The 13,554-nt window shown below is 58.0% G+C and carries 14 protein-coding genes, 1 tRNA gene and 1 pseudogene; 6 read left to right on the forward strand and 10 right to left on the reverse strand.

The window, feature by feature from the left end; translation table 11 throughout:
- Window positions 1-4: 4 nt before the first annotated feature.
- Window positions 5-634 carry a DUF1780 domain-containing protein gene (locus tag PRtIB026_RS07080; protein ID WP_110739751.1) on the reverse strand — a complete coding sequence of 210 codons (630 nt, stop codon included), beginning with the start codon at window positions 632-634 and terminating at the stop codon, window positions 5-7.
- A 55-nt stretch (window positions 635-689) separates the two neighbouring features.
- Complete coding sequence (locus PRtIB026_RS07085; RefSeq protein WP_203648037.1) at window positions 690-1,121, reverse strand: hypothetical protein; 432 nt, start codon at window positions 1,119-1,121, stop codon at window positions 690-692.
- 86 nt (window positions 1,122-1,207) lie between these two features.
- Here PRtIB026_RS07085 and PRtIB026_RS07090 point away from each other — a divergent pair, with 86 nt between their 5' ends.
- Window positions 1,208-1,915 carry an energy-coupling factor ABC transporter permease gene (locus tag PRtIB026_RS07090; protein ID WP_203648036.1) on the forward strand — a complete coding sequence of 236 codons (708 nt, stop codon included), beginning with the start codon at window positions 1,208-1,210 and terminating at the stop codon, window positions 1,913-1,915.
- 151 nt (window positions 1,916-2,066) lie between these two features.
- Here PRtIB026_RS07090 and yacG read toward each other — a convergent pair whose 3' ends face one another.
- From yacG to PRtIB026_RS07110, 4 genes are read right to left on the reverse strand one after another with little or no spacing between them, the layout of a single operon-like run.
- Window positions 2,067-2,267: a DNA gyrase inhibitor YacG gene (yacG, locus tag PRtIB026_RS07095; RefSeq protein ID WP_011535705.1), complete on the reverse strand. Its 201-nt coding sequence runs from the start codon at window positions 2,265-2,267 to the stop codon at window positions 2,067-2,069.
- Window positions 2,264-2,887, reverse strand: a complete 624-nt coding sequence (gene coaE, locus PRtIB026_RS07100) for a dephospho-CoA kinase (RefSeq protein WP_028689885.1) — start codon at window positions 2,885-2,887, stop codon at window positions 2,264-2,266. Before coaE ends, yacG begins: the two co-directional genes overlap by 4 nt.
- Window positions 2,887-3,753 carry a prepilin peptidase gene (locus PRtIB026_RS07105; protein WP_203648035.1) on the reverse strand — a complete coding sequence of 289 codons (867 nt, stop codon included), beginning with the start codon at window positions 3,751-3,753 and terminating at the stop codon, window positions 2,887-2,889. Before PRtIB026_RS07105 ends, coaE begins: the two co-directional genes overlap by 1 nt.
- Before the next feature lie 2 nt (window positions 3,754-3,755).
- Window positions 3,756-4,964, reverse strand: a complete 1,209-nt coding sequence (locus PRtIB026_RS07110) for a type II secretion system F family protein (protein WP_203648034.1) — start codon at window positions 4,962-4,964, stop codon at window positions 3,756-3,758.
- Window positions 4,965-5,190: 226 nt separating this feature from the next.
- On the opposite strand from PRtIB026_RS07110, the gene PRtIB026_RS07115 reads away from it, so the two are divergent.
- From PRtIB026_RS07115 to PRtIB026_RS07130, 4 genes are all read left to right on the forward strand, one after another.
- Window positions 5,191-5,601, forward strand: a complete 411-nt coding sequence (locus tag PRtIB026_RS07115; RefSeq protein WP_062575174.1) for a pilin — start codon at window positions 5,191-5,193, stop codon at window positions 5,599-5,601.
- A gap of 58 nt (window positions 5,602-5,659) precedes the next feature.
- A tRNA-Thr gene (locus PRtIB026_RS07120) sits at window positions 5,660-5,735 on the forward strand.
- A 316-nt stretch (window positions 5,736-6,051) separates the two neighbouring features.
- Window positions 6,052-7,077 (forward strand): AAA family ATPase, encoded by a 1,026-nt coding sequence (locus PRtIB026_RS07125; RefSeq protein ID WP_203648033.1) that lies wholly within the window; start codon window positions 6,052-6,054, stop codon window positions 7,075-7,077.
- 41 nt (window positions 7,078-7,118) lie between these two features.
- Complete coding sequence (locus tag PRtIB026_RS07130) at window positions 7,119-9,635, forward strand: S8 family peptidase (protein WP_203648032.1); 2,517 nt, start codon at window positions 7,119-7,121, stop codon at window positions 9,633-9,635.
- A gap of 599 nt (window positions 9,636-10,234) precedes the next feature.
- Here the strand turns inward: PRtIB026_RS07130 and PRtIB026_RS07135 are convergent.
- From PRtIB026_RS07135 to PRtIB026_RS07150, 4 genes and pseudogenes are all read right to left on the reverse strand, one after another.
- Window positions 10,235-10,807, reverse strand: a complete 573-nt coding sequence (locus PRtIB026_RS07135) for a hypothetical protein (protein ID WP_203648031.1) — start codon at window positions 10,805-10,807, stop codon at window positions 10,235-10,237.
- 241 nt (window positions 10,808-11,048) lie between these two features.
- Window positions 11,049-11,321 (reverse strand): hypothetical protein, encoded by a 273-nt coding sequence (locus tag PRtIB026_RS07140; RefSeq protein ID WP_203648030.1) that lies wholly within the window; start codon window positions 11,319-11,321, stop codon window positions 11,049-11,051.
- A 336-nt stretch (window positions 11,322-11,657) separates the two neighbouring features.
- Window positions 11,658-11,973 (reverse strand): annotated as a pseudogene (locus tag PRtIB026_RS07145) (IS3 family transposase); the annotation flags it as partial.
- A 27-nt stretch (window positions 11,974-12,000) separates the two neighbouring features.
- On the reverse strand, window positions 12,001-12,219 hold the full coding sequence (locus PRtIB026_RS07150; protein ID WP_203648029.1) for a type II toxin-antitoxin system RelB/DinJ family antitoxin: 219 nt from the start codon (window positions 12,217-12,219) through the stop codon (window positions 12,001-12,003).
- Between the two features lie 1,021 nt (window positions 12,220-13,240).
- Here PRtIB026_RS07150 and PRtIB026_RS07155 point away from each other — a divergent pair.
- The gene (locus tag PRtIB026_RS07155; RefSeq protein WP_186594201.1) at window positions 13,241-13,471 is read left to right on the forward strand and encodes a hypothetical protein; all 231 of its coding nucleotides are present in this window, start codon (window positions 13,241-13,243) and stop codon (window positions 13,469-13,471) included.
- The last annotated feature ends 83 nt before the right edge of the window (window positions 13,472-13,554 follow it).

Here is a 13,554-nt window from a genome sequence, read left to right on the forward strand (position 1 = left end):
TGGATCAAAGACTGATACCTACGTCGAACACGATGCTGCGCCCCAGGTTGCCGCGCAGGAAATCCGGCGCGTCCGGGTGGGCGAACAACACCCTTGCGAAGGTCGGCCCCACCAGCGACAGCGAGCGCCAGCCCTGGCGCAGGTATTCGGTGGGCGGCGGGAAATGGCTGTTGAGGTCGAGCACTTCGCGCTTGAGGCTGGAGAAGGCGATGATGTCCAGCTCGCCCAGGTCCAGCCCGCGTTCGCGGTAGTTGTGCGATTTCTTGCGCAAGGTGGGCGCCAGGCGCGCCAGCAGTTCCTGGGCGCTGATCCGCCGGGGCCGCTGCTCGCGGCGCACCAGCTGGGCCAGGGAAAACGCGCTGCGCCGCCGTTGCAGCTCCTCGCGCCATTCATCGTTGAGCCGCCGGCCCTCGTCGAGCACGAAGAACACCTCGAACGCCGCGTCGCGGAACAGTACGTCCGGCGGCTCCTGCCCGGCCGGGGTGAAGTCCTCGCTGCGGTAGGGAATGTTCAGCCCTTGCAGCAGGCGCTGGCAGACCCAACGCTCGCGTTCCCATTTGCGGGCATTGGACAGGAACGCATTGGCTTGTTCGGCCTGGATGGTAAGCAGGCGCAGGTAGTCTGAGTCATCCATGGGGACAAGCTTAGTCGCTAATTGATGACGGTAAGATGCTGTTTGTGCGTGGGAATCAGCCCAGCGTCAGCCACTGCTGCACGACTCCGAACAAGTGCAGCAGCCCACCGCCCACGCAGATCGCCGAACTGACCGCAATGAAACGCCGGCTGCGCCCGGTTCCGGCCAGCAACAGCGGCCCCAGCAGGCCACGGGCCAGGTACACCAGGGTGATCAGGCAGATGATCGGCATCAGCAATGGCAAGGGCGCGATCACACCGGCTGCCGATAGCGCGTAGGCGGCCCAGACCAGCAGTACCGATGCGATCACCAGGGTGACCAGGGCAGGGTAGGCGCGCCCTTGCTCGGCGGCCCGGGCCATGCGCTCGCCTGCGCCGAACAGACGGTACCAGCGCGGGCCCACGGCGATGACCATCAGGTGCAGTACCCCCGCGATGGCGCTGAACAGCGCGCCCAGCAGCAAGGGTAGGTTGATGCCTTCGGTCATCGGGGATGCGTCCTGCAGCGAGAGGAGGTGTCAGCCTATAGCAACCGGACGAAAGGGAGAATGGGTGTAGACTCAGGCTTGTCCACATGGCCGACAGGGATATTGTTCAGGTGATCAGCGCACAGGTCTTGTCCAGCACCAGCCTCACCCTTGGCTGGCTCGGTTACGTGCCCCTGCTGATCTGGGCTGCCAGCCGCACGCGCTGGGTGGAGTTGTTCGCTGACACCCGCCGCCAGCACCTGCTGTTTGGCACGGTGTTCTGCCTGTTCGTGCTGTGGCTGGTGCGGCGGGATTTCGATACCGGCGTGTCGTATCACTTTATCGGCATGACTGCCGTCACCCTGCTGCTGGATTGGCCGCTGGCGGTGCTCGGCGGCTTCCTCGCCCAGCTCGGCCTGTTACTGCTCGGCCGCCAGGACCTCGCCGCCATCGGCGTCAACGGCCTGCTGATCGTCGGCTTGCCGGTGCTGGTCACCGAGGTGTGCGCGATCCTGGTCGAGCGTGCACAGCCGCGTAACCTGTTCGTGTATATCTTCTGTTGCGGGTTCTTCCCCGCCGCGCTGACCGTGCTGGTGTGCCTGGCGGCTGGGCTGGGGGTGTTGTGGATGGACGAGCGTTTCGCCATGCCCGAGTGGCTGAGCGACTTTGTTGGCTACCTGTGGCTGATGATGTTCCCCGAGGCGTTTATCAATGGCACCGTGATCAGTGCCCTGGTGGTGTTCTGCCCCGAGTGGCTGGAAACGTTCAACCGCACTCGTTATTTGCAGGCGCCGTGGAAGGATGAAGAACAGTGATGCTTTCTGGGGCTGCTGTGCAGCCCTTTCGCGGCACAAGGCCGCTCCTACAGGGGAATGCGACCGCCTGTAGGAGCGGCCTTGTGCCGCGAAAGGGCCGCAAAGCGGCCCCAACAACGTCGAACCAATCAGCGTTCTAAAAACGCCTACCTCAATGCCGCGGCTCCAGATCCCCCGAATACAGCTCATCCTCCGACTCTTCCGCCCCCGCGATCTTATGCTCCTCGGCCGCCCAGGCCCCCAGGTCGATCAACTTGCAGCGGTCCGAGCAGAACGGCCGGAACGGGCTCTTCTCCCCCCATTCCACGGGCGCCCCACAGGTTGGGCAATCAACGGTCATCGGCTGGCTCATGGCTGGCCTCCTCGCAAAGTCAGGTAAAAGTGGTGCAGGCGGTCGATCTCGTCGTGCAGCGATTGCAGATCACGATCATTGACCACCACGTCATCGGCATGGCGCAGGCGCTCTTCCCGGGCCAGCTGGGCCTTGAGAATCGCCTGCACCTGCTCAGGATTGGTGTTGTCCCGTTGCAGGGTGCGCTGCACCTGCAACTCGGTCGGTGCATCGATCACCAATATGCGCTGGGTCTTGCTGAACTGCCCCGACTCGATCAACAGCGGCGACACATACACCGCATAGGGCGTCTCGGCCTTGGCCAGGTAGCTGAAGATCTCCTGGCCAATCAGCGGGTGCAGCAGCTGCTCCAGCCATTGCCGTTGCGCAGGGTCGGCGAAAATCTGCTGGCGCAGGGCGCCACGGTCGAGCTGGCCGTCCTCCAGCAGCACGCCGGGGCCAAAGCGCTCGACGATGCTGGCCAGGGCAGGGCGCCCAGGCTCGACAACCCAGCGCGCGGCCTGGTCGGCATCGACCAGGTGCACGCCCAGCTCGACGAAACGCTCGGCGGCGGCGCTCTTGCCGCTGCCGATGCCGCCGGTCAGGCCGAGAATCCAGGGGGTGAAAGGCGCTGTGCTCATCAGGTTCCAAGCAGTTGCAGGTAAGAGGCGACTATTTCATCACCCCAGAGCAATGCGATCCACCCCGCAATGGCCAGATAAGGCCCGAAAGGTAGCGCAGCGCCCATCTGCGTGCGCTTCAGACGCACCAGCGTCAGCCCGATCAGCGCCCCCACCAGCGAGGCCAGCATCAAGGTCAGCGGCAAAATCTGCCAACCGCCCCAGGCCCCGAGCATGGCCAGCAGCTTGAAGTCGCCAAAGCCCATGCCCTCCTTGCCGGTCACCAGCTTGAACACCCAGTACACCGTCCACAGGCTCAGATAACCCGCCACCGCGCCCCACACCGCATCGGCCAGTGGCACCAGCAGCCCGAAGGCGTTGACCACCAACCCCAGCCACAACAGCGGCAACACCAGCACATCCGGCAGCAACTGGTGCTCGGCATCGATCAGACTCAAGCCGATCAGGCCCCAGGTCAGCAGCATCACCGCCAGCGCGTCCACGCCCGGCCCGAAATGCCAGGCCACCAGTAGCGACAGCAGGGCAGTGGCCAGCTCCACCAGTGGATAACGCGCACTGATCCGCGCCTTGCACCCCGAGCAACGCCCGCGCAAGGCCACATAACTCAACACCGGAATGTTTTCCCACGCCCGGATCGGGCGCTGGCAATGCGGGCAACGCGACGCCGGCAAGCACAGGTCGAAGCGCTCGTGCTCGGCCTGCGGCAGCCCCAGCACCTCCTGCGCCTCGCGCTGCCACTGGCGCTCGAGCATCAGCGGCAGCCGGTACGCCAGCACATTGAGAAAACTGCCCACCAGCAACCCCAGCACCGAGGCCAGGGCATAGAAGAACGGTGGATGATCGACGACGACGGCCCAGGCATTCATGTTCAGATCAGGCTACCCAACTGGAAGATCGGCAAGTACATCGCCACGACAAGGCCCCCCACCAGCAGCCCGAGGATCAGCACGATGGCCGGCTCCAGCAGCGTGGTCAACTGCTCCAGCGCCTGGCTCACCTGCTCTTCGTAATGTAGCGCGGCCTTGTCCAGCATGGTGTCGAGGGTGCCGCTGGCCTCGCCGACCGCCACCAGCTGGCGCAGCAGCGGCGGGAACAGCCCGTCCGCCTCCATCGCCTGTTGCAGGCTCGCCCCATTGGCCACGCCCTGGCGCAACGCCAGGATCGCCCGCTCATGCAGGCAGTTGCCACTGACCGGTGCCACCGTTGCCAGCGCATCCAGCAACGCCACGCCAGCTGTATAAGAAGTCGCCAGGCTGCGCGCAAACCGCGCCAACGCCGCCTGCCCGAGCAAGGTGCCGACCACCGGCACCCGCAACCCCCAGCGCACCATCCACAGCCGCGCCGGCAGATACCGCCGATAAACCTCCCGCCCGCCAACCCCCAACACCGTTATCAACAGCACCAGCCACCCCACGTGATTGCCCAGCCCTGTGGATAAATCGATCACCCACTGGGTGAACGCCGGCAGCGCCTTGTCGAAACTGGCGAACAGCCCCTGAAAGCGCGGCACCACCTCCAGCAGCAACAACGCCGCCACCCCGAACCCGGTCAGTAGCAACAGCGCCGGATACAGCATCGCCTTGCGCACCTTTTGCCGCAGCGCCTGGCGCTTCTCCAGCATCCCCGCCATCTGCTCCAGTTGCCGGTCCAGCGTGCCCGACTGCTCGCCCACCCGCACCAGGTTGCAGTACAGCGCATCGAACCACGCCGGATGCCGCTGCAACGCCTCCGCCAGCCCAAGCCCCGCCGCCACATCCTGTTTCAACCGCGCCAGCAACGCCGCCATGCCGCTGTCCACCGTGCTACGCGCCATCACCTCGAACGCCTGCAGCAACGGCACCCCCGCCGTCAGCAAGGTCGCCAGCTGCCGGCTGAACCCCGCCGCATCCGCCTTGCCCGCCCGCTGCGGCCAACGCCACTGCAACCCACCCGCCAACCTCACCCGCGTGGCCCGAATGCCCTGGCGTTGCAGCCAGGCCTGCACGAATGCCGGGCTGCGCCCCGGTTGCTGGCCGTGTTGACGAGTGCCGGAGGCATCGATGCCCTCCCAGGCGTAGAGGCGGGTAGACGGTGGCATGCGAAGGTCCTTTGCAGTGCGGCGACAAGCCCCGTAACAGCTTGCCGGGCTCGAGGGCGGGCGCGTTTCCATGACGCTCACTAGAGTAGTTCAGCGAAGATGACGCCCTGCCGTGCAGGGGTGACAAAAGGTGTCGGTTCAGGCCTACTGCGCGCCTGTCAGCCGGGGCGCCGAAAAGATGAAATGCGCCGACCGCGCCTCCATGTATTACGAAGGAAGACCGTTCATGAAAGGGCAACGAGGTATTACCCTGATCGAACTGATGATCGTCGTCGCGATCATCGGCATCCTGGCGACCATCGCCATCCCCATGTACACCAACCACCAGGCCCGGGCCAAAGCCGCCGCGGCGCTGCTGGAAATCTCCGCGCTGAAAACGCCGATGGACATCCGCCTGAACGAAGGCAAGGACGTGCCCGACGTCGCCAGCCTCGGCGGCCAGCCCGCCACCGCCCATTGCGCGATCACCGCCAGCGGCACGGCGGCCGACGGCACCGCCAGCATCGCCTGCACCCTGGCCGACGCACCGGCCAATGTGCTGGGCAAGACCGTGACCCTGGCCCGCACCCAAGCCGGGTGGAGCTGTGTGACCACGGTGGAGGAAGACCTCGCGCCGAATGGCTGCAAGGCGCCGTGAAAGTGAGGTGAAACAGAGGTTTGCGTAACGGACACGGCAATGGTACGTTGCGCAACACGCCGGTGTAGCTCAGTCGGTAGAGCAGCGCACTCGTAACGCGAAGGTCGCAGGTTCGATTCCTGTCTCCGGCACCAGAGACCAGTTTCCAGAAGTCTATGACTGTCTACGAAACGCCCAGCAGAGCCCGCCTAGTGCGGGCTTTGTTGTGTCTGTCTGTCTCTTTTTGTCTCCCTGAGCCTGCTCAACATCCCCGCTACAGGCACACGCGTACGTTCGTGGACAGGTTGAGCGGGGGGAGATTTCAGCCTTGACCTGAGCAGCCACCCAGTGGTTGAGCCGTAGCGGCTCGGCCGGTTTTAGAGAATTCAGATGACCGTAGCTAGGCTCCCAATAGCCGATCGACTAAACTGGGTCGCTAACCCGGCAGCCCATTGAAGGATAGGGAAGGCGATGGCTACGGCCCAACAAATCATTGCTCTGCTGAGCAGCCATAACCAAGGAGATGAGGAGCAATTTCTCTCCATCGCTTTGCAAGTGGCCGCTGCTGAAGCACGCCGTGGCAGACTTGATGTTGCTGATGAGCTCAAAGCACTTGTTGAGAGCGCTCGTAAACGCGAGTCTCCATTCAAAGGACATGCTTCTCGGCCGAATCAGCATGTTGCGATTCCAATCTCCAAGCCGCGAGGCGAATTGGAGTCCCTGCTATCTGTCAGCTATCCAAGGTCTCAGCTGCAAGACCTGATTCTTAATGACCTCAAGCGGGACCGCCTTACCCGCCTCATTCATCAACAGCGTCAGCGAGACAAGCTACGTAGCCATGGTTTGGCCCCGAGCTCAAAACTCCTGCTTGTAGGTCCGCCAGGCTCCGGGAAAACCCTAACAGCATCGATCTTGGCCGGTGAGTTACAGCTGCCGCTTTTCACCATACGCCTCGATGCCCTGATCACACGCTTCATGGGCGAGACGGCATCCAAGCTACGGTTGATATTCGATCAGATTGCATCTGTTCGCGCGGTTTACTTGTTTGACGAGTTTGATTCTATTGGTGGGCGACGGAACGCTGATAACGACGTAGGTGAAATGCGTCGTGTACTCAATTCGTTCCTTCAGTTCCTTGAGGAAACAAACAGTACAGACAGCCTCGTGCTAGCCACAACGAACCATCCCGAGCTTCTTGATCGCGCTCTCTTCAGGCGGTTCGATGACATCATCGAGTACTCTCTGCCTGATCCGAATGGCATTAAGGAAGTACTTGAGATGCGAATGCATGTCTATTTGCCGAAGAGAGTGTCTTGGGCGAAACTCATAGCCGCTGCCAAGGGTCTCAGCCAAGCAGAAATCACTAGAGCGGCCTCTGAGATTATCAAAGACGTCATCCTCCAAGGTGATAAGCACGCGACAACTGAAGCAATAGTCAGGGCGTTAAAAGAGCGCCACACCCTGAAAGAAACCATGTCAGGACTAAGCCCCGGCTAGGTGTTCAGCATGCATAACTTTGGATTAGGGAAATATCCAGAATGGCGTCGTCTTACGAGCTTCCGCATTTCAGAGTTGAGCAATTCAGGGTGGATCGCCCTTACCAGCGCCGAGATAAGGACCTGAGCAACGCGGGTAAAACACGAGAGGAAGGCCATGGCAGCCGCCTCCGCGAAAGGTTATCTCTTGCGTTTACTGCCGCACGAAGCGGTCAGAACGCCTTCTTTGCAGACAATATCAGCGACTCCCCCCAAGCGTTGTACTTAGAAGTTGAGCTTGAAGCGGGATCGCCCATTCCAGACCTAAACTGGAAAAAACAAAATATACGGCTTTCAGCCCTCCGAGTCCTCGAGGACGGTTCAACACTCGGAGCGCTATACGTTCCTCACGATGCCATGGACTTTCTTGAGTTAAAGCTGCAGGAATATGCAGAAGAAGAGACCAAGTCTGGAAAGCCAAAAAATGAGACTAAATTCTCATCCGTTGAAAACCTTTCCATCGGGGACATAGAGACCTTATGGACAGACTCCAGACCGTTCCCAAGCTCCTTATCTTCCACACTTTGGTGGGAGTGCTGGTGTGCAGCATGGAAGGCGGATCACGTCCGACGTGTCGCTGACAATCTAAAAATTCGCGTCAGCGAGAACTCGCTAATATTTCCGGATACAGAAGTATTACTCGTCTATGCAAATACCCTTGAAATGTCAATTCTTGCAGCGAATGCGGACGGACTAGAAGAGCTCAGGAAAGCCACCGACAACCCCTATTTCTTTACCCGGCAAACATCCCGGGAAAAGTCAGAATGGACGTCTAATCTAGCAGACAGGCTGATTCCACCTGATAGCGAAAGCCCCGCGATTTGCGTTTTAGATCATGGCGTTAACCACGCTCACCCCCTTATTCAGCCCGCGCTTGCAGCTGACGATTGCCAAGCAGTTAGGTCAGAGTGGGGAGTGCACGACCACCATGGCCATGGAACCAATATGGCTGGTGCAGCGCTATATGGGGACCTTAGCTACGCGCTGGCAGATGAAAGTTTTATTGAACTAACTGCAAAACTGGAATCGGTAAAATTCCTACCGCCCGCTGGCTGGGAGAGAAATGACCCTTCGAGCTACGGGTTCATTACCCAGTCAGCAGTGAGCTTGGCAGAAACGAAGGAGCCCCTGCGAAATCGCGTTTTCTGCATGGCGGTCTCGAACCAAGACGTATCAGGCGAGCGACCCACAACATGGAGCTCCGCTATTGATCAGGTCTGTAGTGGCTCGATGGTGGGGGACTTCGGGGAGAACGGAGAATATGGTCCGCGTCGACTCTTCATAATTTCAGCGGGTAACATCCCTGACTCCAACAGCCCTGAAGATTTGGCTGACCCCTATGACTTCCCGATTGAAGACCCTGCTCAATCATGGAACGCGTTGGCGGTCGGTGGATTCACTGACAAAGTCGACCTTCACGATCAACCAGGCTATGAGGGGTGGTCCGCAGTGGCGCGGGCCGGCGATCATAGCCCCTATAGCCGAGCATCAATCGACTGGGAGCACTCCAGAACCCCAATTAAGCCAGAAGTGGTTTTCGAGGCGGGCAACAAGGCGATCAGTCCTGACGGGGCAGAGATCATTTCCGGTATTCCTGCATTGTCACTCTTAACAACCGGAAAAGATGTCAATCAGCGGCCTATTGAGGAGTTCTGGGCCACCAGCTCTGCTACCGCACAAGCAGCGGGATTGGCTGCGACAATCATGGCTGTGCATCCACAGATGTGGCCAGAAACGGTGCGCGCACTGATTATTCATAGCGCGCAGTGGACGCCCGTCATGATGGAACGATTCAGGAAATGCAAGAGCAAAGGGCAGCGAATCGCTCTCGCCCGCCACATTGGTTATGGCGTTCCACAGCTATCACGCGCCTTGGCATCTGCAGAAAACGACTTAGCCCTGATTGCTGAGACTAGCATTCAACCATTTGCGAGAGACCTCAACGCAAAGAGTCGAGAGGTAGGAGACCCGCACTTTAAAGAGGTGCATTACTACAATCTGCCATGGCCGAAAGCAGAGCTAGAACGCCTCGAAAACCGGACCGTCCAACTGAAGATCACTCTTTCGTACTTCATCGAGCCTAGCCCAGGAGAAATGGCTCAAGTGATCCCAGCTAGGTATCAATCCTTTGGGCTTCGATTTGACCTCAAGAAAAAATCCGAGACCGAAGCAGCATTCCGGCATCGAATCAACAAGCTTGAGTCGATGGCGGAAAAGCCTCCACAACCAGAGCCAGATAATAGGTGGGTATTCGGTCCCAAAAGCATTTCCGCAGGCTCAGTACACAGTGACGTCTGGATCGGTCCAGCGATTGACTTGGCCTCAAGGGATAAAATTGCTATTTATCCGGTTTCCGGCTGGTGGCGATATCGGCCCCATCTGGGAAAATGCAATACTAAAACCCGTTATAGCCTGATTATTTCTATATCCTCTGATGGTGAGGACGTGGATCTATACACAGAAATCGCGAATATTATTGCAACGCCGGTAGACACTGAGATAAGCATCGGGACGAGCTAATTTCCACCATTATTCATCGTGAATCAAGCGCAACCCAATTCTGCCTTGGGCCGACTGCAGGGTCGACCTAGCTATTTGCAGCGCAACATCGTCGAACGGATACGTGGAGAGTTAAAAGAGTACCGCTGGATCGTAAAGGCTAACAATCGAAATGTATTAATTGTCTCTAGAATCGTAGAAGACATCGAGAACCTGTTCATGATCGGATGCGGCTGCTTGCGGACGGTCTCACCAAGGGCGGGACGGGTGGTATCTTCTTTTGTCGAACTGGGACCTGCCACTAATCTGGAGGCGCTCGGTGTGATATCTGAAATTTTCTCATAAGCTACGACACCCAAAAACTTCCCGATTTGATTCCACCAAACGCCGTAACTAGCTGATTTTTTGTAGCGACCCTTTGAGGTACGCCACAAAATCCACCAAATTCCAGCCCCGCGAATCCCATGCCCTCACAGCAAGAAACCGTTCGTCTGGTGCCGCCACCTTAGAAGCGCCGCATTGCGGGGCTTTCGTCTTTTCAGGTGTTAGGTTCTACAGCGTAGGCTCATTTCAAACGTCCACATTGTGTCCACACACCGTTCGTTCCAGCATCGACTTGTTTAGCGGCCCATCAGTGAGTTAGCGATCTTCATCGCCTCCTGGAGTAGATAAACCGCCTCGTCGAAGTGCGCCCAGTCGTTTGTGCCTTCATACAGCACCCCTCCAGGGGAGACATCCACAACCCAGCTACCGACGAGCTGATGGAAACGAACTATTTCCATTGCCTCCACCACCGATAACAATCCAAGGCGATTGAGATTGGCTTGGTAGATCTGATTGAACGTGTCTGCGATGGCAATCGGGAAGCGATGCACTAGCCCCATGCTTCTCATGTCATCTCCATCTAAACTTTGGAGATCAGCCGAGTAGTGCTTCATCTCGGCGATGTAGCCTCGTGTTGCTTCAATCTCAACAAGTGCAGCAACTTCCGCAATTAAGGCTGCGCGAACACTACGCTGCTCAGATCTCGCGGTCCCCCTCTGTCCGAACCATATCCCCGCCAAACTGAAAAAGCCCGCAAGCACAGCAGCCAAAGACGCGGCACCAATAGTAATCAAGCTAGAAGTTGATGCTTTGATCGACGGATCGGCCATAGACCAGATCACAGTGCACCACTCAACAGGATCAGCCATTTTTATTCTCCATGAGTTGCGCTCCCACCAATATATTCAGCGCCACAACTTCCGCTAAATAACCAGAAGGAAAGGTGACAGATTTATTTTTGGCACTAGTTAATGCGCAATTAAATAAATCTGTCACCTTTCCGTACAGCTTGCAACGCGCTCCATGCATTTGTTTGTCATGCCACGGGTTAAACGCACACTCGAGCGGGGCAACCTATACCAAATCAACTGGAATATTCAATGGATTGATCTATTTAATTAAGTTCCATTCATTCCGACCGCAATCGGGGCAGTCGAATCTTTCCGACACGAATTTTGTTATCTCATCGGAGAATGCCAGCATCGCCACACCGCCCGCAACGATTGCCACGCAGATAACTAAGGCAAATCCAGTACCCGCAAAAAGGTAAGCAATCCAAGCGTACCCTCCAAATCCCACCATACCTCCGCCTAAAACTTTGAAGAAAAACTCTTTATTCGCTTCTTCTTCGTAACCGCAACACTTGCATTTAATTCTTGGCATTTACAAACCTATAATTGAATTGCGCGATTAGCACGCATTAAAAGTATCACACCACATGAGTTTCTTAACATAGACATCAGATGGTGAATAAGCCCCCTGACTGGACGGATGGGCAACACTCCTTGTCATTTTCGTGCTCCTTTTACATTGCGGGTTTCGCAGACAGGATGACCGTTTCGGGGAGTTATACACCCTGGGCGGCAAGACCAAGCTACCTGACCAGACTCATGATCGAGTCCGCGTCAGACACTACTCCACTCACACCTAGCGAGTCTATTGCGAAGGTGGTTGCCATCCTTGGCAGCGGAATCAGTCCGTTTGTTCTCGACGGGCCTCGATGCCCAGAAACTGATAAGCCCCGGTAATGCTCAGTCCTGCGGCTTGATCTTGTGCGAGAACTTACCGGATCGCTTTTTTATGACCGATACGCCGTAGTCATTTTTCAGGGTATCAACAACGGTCTCGAAGAACTGAGCCATCAACTCAAGCTGCTACTCAAGCTCTTTGATCCGCTGCACTGGAGTGAGCGTTTTGGAAGCGGACATCGCGTAGCGCCTTTCGGCCCGGATCGACGTCCCTTGGCTCCAATCCTGCCGACCATGCTTACGCTCCATATCAGGACCGTCGACCGCCCCCAGATGCGATATCGAACTCAAGGCTATAGGTCGTCCAGCGAAACCTACACTCGCTGACGGTCGGCAAGCCACTCGCGAACGGTCGCTAGCAGCGCCTCATCCTCTTCGGTCATGAGCACAGGTTTAAAAGGCAACTGCCCGCGCTCGGCGACGTACTGCAAGGCTTGGCGCATGAACTCGGAGGGCGTAACACCCAAGCGTTCAAGCTCACGATAGGCTCGGGTTTTAAGATCGTCGTCGATACAAACATTGATAGGTGCCATGATGGCTTGCTAACTGTATTTACAATTGTCTTTACAGTGGCGTAATTCTGGGCAGCAGACAAGTGGCTTATGGGCACAAACCGACGAAGGACAAGGCCGTTGCACGCCGATTCGATTCCACAAATAGCCATAAAGTGCTGATTTATTTATAGCTACGTAACGAGGCACGTCCCAAAATCCACCAAATTCCAGCCCCGCGAATCCTCTGCCCTCACAGCAAGAAACCGTTCGTCTGGTGCCGCACCAGCACCCAGAAGTCGCCGCCGTCCTTGCAATGCGAGCGTTTTGTTTCTAGCTATCTCAGCAGACCTCATCAATGACCAGATGTAGGTAACCTGCACGCGTCTGCTATGACATGGCTGCTGTACGCAGAAGACCATCTGGTCTGCCGGGTTATCTTTTTCCTCGGTTCGCCAATCTGCGTACAGCTGCCACCCTCACCACTCCGAACGCAATCTATATCGAGTGCGTTTTCACCATGGCGACAGTATGTGGGACACCTCAGGTGTGCAGGTCCCTTTCGTCCCGGTCGGCCAACCCACGTACTGTTGCCTTCCAGTCCCTCCGTGCAAGCCATTTCCTACGTTTCCCATTGCCATTTCCTAGCCCCAAGAACCTTGCACTAGAAGCCCCCAAGGAATAAATTCCCTACCAGTCGCGGCAAATTCCGCGACCGGGTTTGGCGACCCGGATAAACTTGGCGCAGCAGCGCCCCACACGATTGCAGGCGCTTTTTTTGCGTCCGCAGCCTCGTGCCATGGCGGCTGTGCGCGGGAGACCTTCGGGTCTGCCGGGTTCCAAGTTCCCGGTTCGCCAACCTGCGTACAGCTGCCACCCATTGTTTGGCGACAGTGCGTGGTGGTTCCAACCTAACTTGGAGTCTCATGCATGACCATCACACGTCTGTACAGGATCCTCGCATCCGCTCTCCGCCGCCCAACCCCCGCGGCCACCCCATCCCCAACCTTCTACCCAATCGACAGCCACTCCCTAGCCACCCGCGCCAACCGGGAGGTACCCCATGCCTGACCATGAACGCCTGTCCACCCTCCAGAGCTACGTCTGGACCCTCGAACTGCTCGGCGAGGCGCTGGTGCAGCATGACGAGGTGCTGGAGTGCGAGCACAACCCGCAACTGAGCTTCCGCAACACAGCGGGCATCCACCAGGCGATCCGGATCATCAGCCGGTTGGCCAGCGAGCAGTTCGGCAAGCTGGAGGCGATGAAAGAAGAGTGTGTTTCCAGAGACTGATGCCACGCATCATCGGGGCCGCGTTGCGGCCCTATTGCGTGGCGTGCCCTGATCGACCGCCACTTGCACCGCCCGGATTTCAA

It is taken from the genome of Pseudomonas sp. RtIB026 (assembly GCF_016861355.2).
In the GTDB taxonomy this organism is placed as follows: Bacteria; Pseudomonadota; Gammaproteobacteria; order Pseudomonadales; family Pseudomonadaceae; genus Aquipseudomonas; species Aquipseudomonas peradeniyensis.